Source organism: Conservatibacter flavescens (assembly GCF_002795425.1).
Classification (GTDB): Bacteria; Pseudomonadota; Gammaproteobacteria; order Enterobacterales; family Pasteurellaceae; genus Conservatibacter; species Conservatibacter flavescens.
Genome location: NZ_PHHA01000035.1, coordinates 1 through 5,542, shown reverse-complemented (window position 1 = coordinate 5,542; position 5,542 = coordinate 1). Strand labels below are relative to the sequence as shown.

The 5,542-nt window shown below is 37.0% G+C and carries 9 protein-coding genes; 7 read left to right on the top strand and 2 right to left on the bottom strand.

Features of this window, described 5'->3' with window-relative positions; translation table 11 throughout:
* Window positions 1-936: MobA/MobL family protein (locus tag CVP05_RS11730; protein WP_165773159.1), on the bottom strand; the 936-nt coding region annotated here is incomplete at its 3' end.
* A 160-nt stretch (window positions 937-1,096) separates the two neighbouring features.
* Between CVP05_RS11730 and CVP05_RS11725 the strand changes: the two genes are divergently transcribed.
* From CVP05_RS11725 to CVP05_RS11695, 7 genes are all read left to right on the top strand, one after another.
* Window positions 1,097-1,390, top strand: coding sequence for a hypothetical protein (locus CVP05_RS11725; protein WP_100289750.1), 294 nt, complete (start codon window positions 1,097-1,099; stop codon window positions 1,388-1,390).
* A 2-nt stretch (window positions 1,391-1,392) separates the two neighbouring features.
* On the top strand, window positions 1,393-1,650 hold the full coding sequence (locus tag CVP05_RS11720; protein ID WP_100289749.1) for a hypothetical protein: 258 nt from the start codon (window positions 1,393-1,395) through the stop codon (window positions 1,648-1,650).
* Window positions 1,651-2,145: 495 nt separating this feature from the next.
* Window positions 2,146-3,258, top strand: coding sequence for a replication initiation protein (locus CVP05_RS11715; protein WP_100289748.1), 1,113 nt, complete (start codon window positions 2,146-2,148; stop codon window positions 3,256-3,258).
* A 385-nt stretch (window positions 3,259-3,643) separates the two neighbouring features.
* Window positions 3,644-4,021, top strand: a complete 378-nt coding sequence (locus CVP05_RS11710) for a hypothetical protein (protein WP_100289747.1) — start codon at window positions 3,644-3,646, stop codon at window positions 4,019-4,021.
* Window positions 4,022-4,039: 18 nt separating this feature from the next.
* Complete coding sequence (locus CVP05_RS11705) at window positions 4,040-4,387, top strand: MliC family protein (RefSeq protein ID WP_100289746.1); 348 nt, start codon at window positions 4,040-4,042, stop codon at window positions 4,385-4,387.
* Between the two features lie 8 nt (window positions 4,388-4,395).
* Window positions 4,396-4,680 carry a hypothetical protein gene (locus CVP05_RS11700; protein WP_100289745.1) on the top strand — a complete coding sequence of 95 codons (285 nt, stop codon included), beginning with the start codon at window positions 4,396-4,398 and terminating at the stop codon, window positions 4,678-4,680.
* 16 nt (window positions 4,681-4,696) lie between these two features.
* Complete coding sequence (locus CVP05_RS11695) at window positions 4,697-4,975, top strand: DUF4298 domain-containing protein (RefSeq protein WP_100289744.1); 279 nt, start codon at window positions 4,697-4,699, stop codon at window positions 4,973-4,975.
* A 99-nt stretch (window positions 4,976-5,074) separates the two neighbouring features.
* On the opposite strand, the gene CVP05_RS12675 is transcribed toward CVP05_RS11695, so the two are convergent.
* A partial coding sequence (locus CVP05_RS12675; protein WP_165773158.1) for a hypothetical protein occupies window positions 5,075-5,542 on the bottom strand: 468 nt, incomplete at its 5' end.

The following is a 5,542-nucleotide window of genomic DNA, read 5'->3' as shown; positions in this document are numbered from 1 at the left end:
GATGAAACGGTCAAAATCTGCTTGAGAAACCGCTTTTTTGACGCTCTCAGGCGTTTTTTCTGTTTGTTTGATAGATTGTTTAGGTTTTTCTTCTCGTTGCTCTACGCGCGTTTTAAGGACTTTCTGATAATCTTTCTCTGAATGAGCGGCAAGTCTTGCGCTAAAACTGCCTATTCCTTGCGATATTAAATCTTCGTAACGGTGTTCTACGTCAATTTCTTTCCCAACAAGGGCTATTTCTTGCCCTAGATTGGTATTTTCTCGCTCTAACTGGCTTAATTCTTGCCAAGAAACACGAGCAATTCTAGCTCTAGGGACTTTATCTATACCCTGCTCTTCATAGCTCCGCTCGTCAATTCGAGCGGTGTGTCCGTATTTTTCAAGAGCTTGATTAGCCTGCTCACGCCAAGTTCTACGGACGTTTCGCAAGAATTCTTTTTGGATTATTTCACGGTCTTTTTTTGCTCCGCCTAACTCGGGATTTTTGCTATTGGCTCGCTTAAAAAATTGCTCTGCTATTCGTTCAAAATGGTCAATTTGGCGAACAGAAAAAACAAGGTGGCAATGTGGGTTATTGTTGTCCTTGTCGTTATGAATAGCGAAAGAATACGGCAGTTTTCTTTGCTCGTTGTCTATGGTGTTTTTGATGAACGAATACACTAATTCTTGATTTTGCTTAAGGCTTAACTCTCTAGGTAAAGCAAATTCAATTTCAGTACAAATTCTCGCATTGGCTCGCTCAAATCTATCCGCAGATTGCCAAAATAATTCAGGGGTATTTTTTGCAAACGTCGGCATATTACCGCTTTGAGAATACTGCAAATCTTCAAGTTTTTTGCTGTACTTATCAAGGCGGTTTATGTAGTCAAATTTAGCCGTTGAGGATTGTCCACTGTTTCGGCTGCAATGTCTGATGTTTAAATGATAGATTGCCATAATGTTTGAGCTTGCGAAAACGGTCAAGCGGAACGCTTGTCCACGACGTTTCTGAAAGAAACGTGTAAGTGGGCATTACTCAATAAATTGAGTAATGAACGGAACGCTTGCAACAATAGCACCAACCACTTAAAATATCAACAATACAAAAGGGGCTATTATGGCAAGCGAAAAACTAACTAAACTTGAACAACAGCAAGCAGAATTACAACGCAAGCAAGATAAAATCAAAGCTAAAATTAGAGCTATCAAATCGAAAGAACAGGCTGAAAAACGCAAAAAAGCAACGCATTACAAAGTATTGCTAGGTTCTTTTGCATTACGTTCTTTTATTGATTGTGGTGAATTGCCTTTGGTTTCTGCTGAACAGCTTAGAAAATTCATCAATGACGACAAGAAATTTGATGAACTGAAATCATTTATTGATGATGAAATCAAGAAAGGAAAATCGTAGAGATGTCTGAATTTATCTTGATTATTTTATACAATCTCTTAATCGCTTTTCTTGTTGCAGGTTGCTTTCATGTTTGGTTGAAATGGCAACAAAAGAAAAGGAATGATAAGAAACTAGCTGAGATGTACGCTGATTTTTTGAAGTTTTATGATCCTGTTGCAGATAGAAAATTTCAAAAGCGAATGGCTGAATATGACCGTAAACACCCGATTAAAGCGATTAAGCGTAGGGTTAAAGAAAAATTGAAGTGGTTGTTATAACTAGCATGCTTCGCTTGCTGAACCCTTGCAAGGCTTTTCAGCTCGATTTAAGGCTCTTTCGGAACAAATGGAAGAAAACCGTTCTAAAACGAACGTAGAGCAACGAAAAGAAAAAACGTCTGAAAATCGCAAATCTGCCCATTCCTTGAGATTTTAATTCTTCATAGCGTTGTTCTTGGGTAATTTCTTTCCTTAAAACAAACAAAAAAAGAAAAAATAGGGCTGAAAGCCCTAGAAAGCCGTTAGGCTCTATTTATCTTGTTTACTCTATTTATCTTGTTTAACTTGTTTAGACGCTACATTAAGCCTTGTGCGACAAGGTTCTGAAAAAATAAAAACTAGAAAAACAGAGTAAACCCCCTTTTAAAGACTAGGAAAACAGAGTCAAATCTAGCATTAAAAACTAGAAAAACAGAGTTATGTAGTAGTTTGTTAATTTATCTAGTTTTAATTTGTAGAAATGTTATACTTCCTTTAATCATCAAGGGGGAAGAAATGGCTGAACAATCTCAAAAACTGGTATCAACAAAGAGCAATAAGCTTGTAGATGCTGGATTTTTCAAAAAATTAAACGGTATGGAAATGCGGATCGTAAATCTTGCTATTTCTCGCCTAAATCCAATGCGACCGCTGACACAAAGCCGTAGATTTGAATTTACCGTAAAAGAATTTCTAGACTGTAATTCAGGTGTCGCAAACTATGCCGATATTTATGACACTGTACGAAATGCGGTGATCAATCTTGGGCGGACGTGGGTCGAAGTAGAAACCCTTGAAGGTTACGATAAAACCGAGATCAGCCTTTTGACAGAAAGGTCGTATTCAAAGGGAAAGGGTCGGTTTATGGTGGAGTTTCACGAAAAAGCTATGCCATACCTTGCTGAAATTAAAAGCAATTACACGTCAATTTTGCTTGATACGTTCGGAGCATTGAAAAGTGAATATTCATTGAAATTGTACGAGATTTTTAGCCGTTGGGTGTTCAAAGGAAGATTTGAAATAAGCGTATCAGAATTGAAAGATCTGTTAGGAGCAACAGAAAAATATAATCGTTGGAATAACTTTAACCAATGGGCATTAAAACCTGCGATTAAAGAAATCAACGCTAAAACCAACCTAAATATCACAGTTAAAACTATTCGCACCGGGCGGACAATTACCGATCTTGAGTTCACAATTTTTGACAAAAGCAAAGCGGTCGAAATTGAGAAAAAATCTGCAAAACGCCCGAAATTTCCTCATAAAAACAAGTATGGTAACTACGTTAAATTAGATCCACAAAATCCGAAAATGAGTAGCCACGAGTACGGATTATGGGCGAGAGATTGCCTAAAAATCCTTGAAGACCATTACACGGCAATGGCAGATGTTACACTTGAAGATCTGCGTAATTATTGGGTTTTCTTGGCTGGCAATGACAGCAATAAATCGAAATTAGGCAAAAAAGCCGACTTTTTGGTAGAATTGAAAAAACGTGGTTATAAGCTCGTTTTGTGTGAATTGGTAGGAATTGACCCAAAACAGACCGATCTTGTTGATGTTAATCACAAGGTCTGCAATACAGCCCCACTAGCAGCCACTGGTGGGACTGCAAGCAGACCCACCTAGATAGCTAAGCTATCCAAGAGCAATATTATCATATTGACCGCCTAGAATGGCGGTTTTTTGTTATCTAGACCTGAAAAACACAAATTGCAGACCTCGAACAATCAATTCCGCTGTATCCTTAAATTTTGCCTTATCAGGTACTGTTATCGTACAGTGAGACGGTGGCAGAGCTTACTTTTCGCTGTAAGTGCGTTGAACTTTTGCACCACGACTATGTATATCCTTGTTGGAGGTTGTGAATGGAGACTTGTTGAAATTGATGAAACAGCAACCTCGTCCTTCAGAGCGAGGATATAAGGCGGTTGTAGTGAATCACTTAATTGGAAACTCCTTTTAAGCCGCTGTATAATAGTTAAAGATCGTGGATGTTGTTAAGGAATGTAATATGCTCCATCAATTTAGTGTGATTAAACGCTTTCAAGAGAGTAGTAATGTACCACCTTTTTTTGTAAAAAATAACAAAATGTATTCTGTTTTTTTATTCGATAAAGAGTATATAATTGAAATGCAACATCACATTTCAGAGGTGAAAAAGAAAAGGCGGGATAGGGTAGAAATATTCTTAAGACAAGATTGTTTAACCTATGTAGTTGTTGCAACCAGTGAATACCGCAATCTTAGAGTAACGTTACAAAAACATACTGAAAATAATCAGATTCTATGTTCTAGCAATTTTTCTAAAAAAGCAATGGTAAAATACATAGAATTAAGCGAAAAAACTCTAGATAGCTACATTAAAGAACATTGTATGAATGAAAGTTAAATAATAAAGGAGCTTAATATGAAACTAAATAAATTTTCTATGCTTGGTTTGATTGCTATATTGTTAGTACCCTTAATTTCTCAAGCAAAACAAAAAGACAGCTTATATGATGAATTAACAAAAATTGTTTATGCTTGTAAAAATAATGCAATATTAGACGTGGTTTATGTTAATACGAGTCGAGGTTCATACGCTATTATCAATCAAGTAGGTGAAATGATACCAATGGAGAATGTCAAATCAGCCTCTGGGGCAGTTTACAAATCACTTCACCCAGATTATACCTATGAACTAGTTACAAAGGGAAAATTTGCTGAATTATTTGCAGACAACAAACCTATCCTTGCTAATTGTATAAGTGAGTAGATAGAAAGATGAAAAAGACATTAATCTTATTCTCCGCCTTTATGCTTTTTGCTTGTACGAGTGATATTGCACCTGAACTCAAACAACAAGCAGAGACATCATCCAGAACAGCTATTGAGCAAGGTATGTCAGAAAAAAAAGTAATCGCATTACTTGGTAATCCAGATAATGTTAGCCCACAAGATAAAGGAAAAAAATTATCTTATGGTAAACAAGGTTATATTGGTTATTATGAAGTTTGCTTGGATAAACAAAATAACGTCATTAGTTCCGGGTTCAGTTGTACCCATTAATTCCGGCTGGGAAAGTATGCAACTAAAGATTCAATGTATGCAGGATAGCTACGATAAGTTACTTAAAATACTACCGTTGCTTATAAAAGATCCTAGTCGATTGACTGAGGCGAAACAGCTGGTTCAACAATTAGATGAGTTTTATCAAAGTTCGGAATGGCTAGAGTTGTATGACCGTTCCGAGGAATTTAATATTGATACAAGGGGTAATTATAGCGTACTCTCAGAAGATGCTATTTGGAATGTATTAAGCGAATTTGATAGATTGACATCGATATCAAAGCGAGATGTATAACTATCGTCCCAGATATCGATGTTATAGCTCGAATTAGAGCGTTCTACGATACATGGGGTTTTTAGGCAAAAACCGTAGCCGTTAGGCGTAGGGCGTTAGCTACAAACTTAAACCGTCATCACGACTTAATGATCGGCTTTGTTGCTTGATTTTCTGCTCTCTTTCCCAACGTTCTGCAGATCGTTTCATAAATTCCGAACTCAACTGCTTCATAGACTTTTCGACTAATTCGGGGTTATCTCTCAACATTTCCGCCTTGCGGTCGTAAAGCGGTTTATTCTGCTTGTTGATTTGCCCGATTTTCTCTTGTTCTTCGGCAATATAGCCTTTCACTCGATCAAATCTTTCTGAATAGTCCCCTAAAATCCCCTTAATTCGCTCAATTTCGGCTTTTTGCTCTTTGGTTTGATATAACCCTAGCATTCCCCATTTCTCGCTCTCAAGGCGTTTTAAATCGCCTTTATAGCTCGCATAACTTGATTTTATATCTTCAAGGCTCTTTTCCCATTCCTTGATTTTTCGTTCGTGTTCCCATTTTGGTTTTTCGGCATTTTTCAAATCAACGTA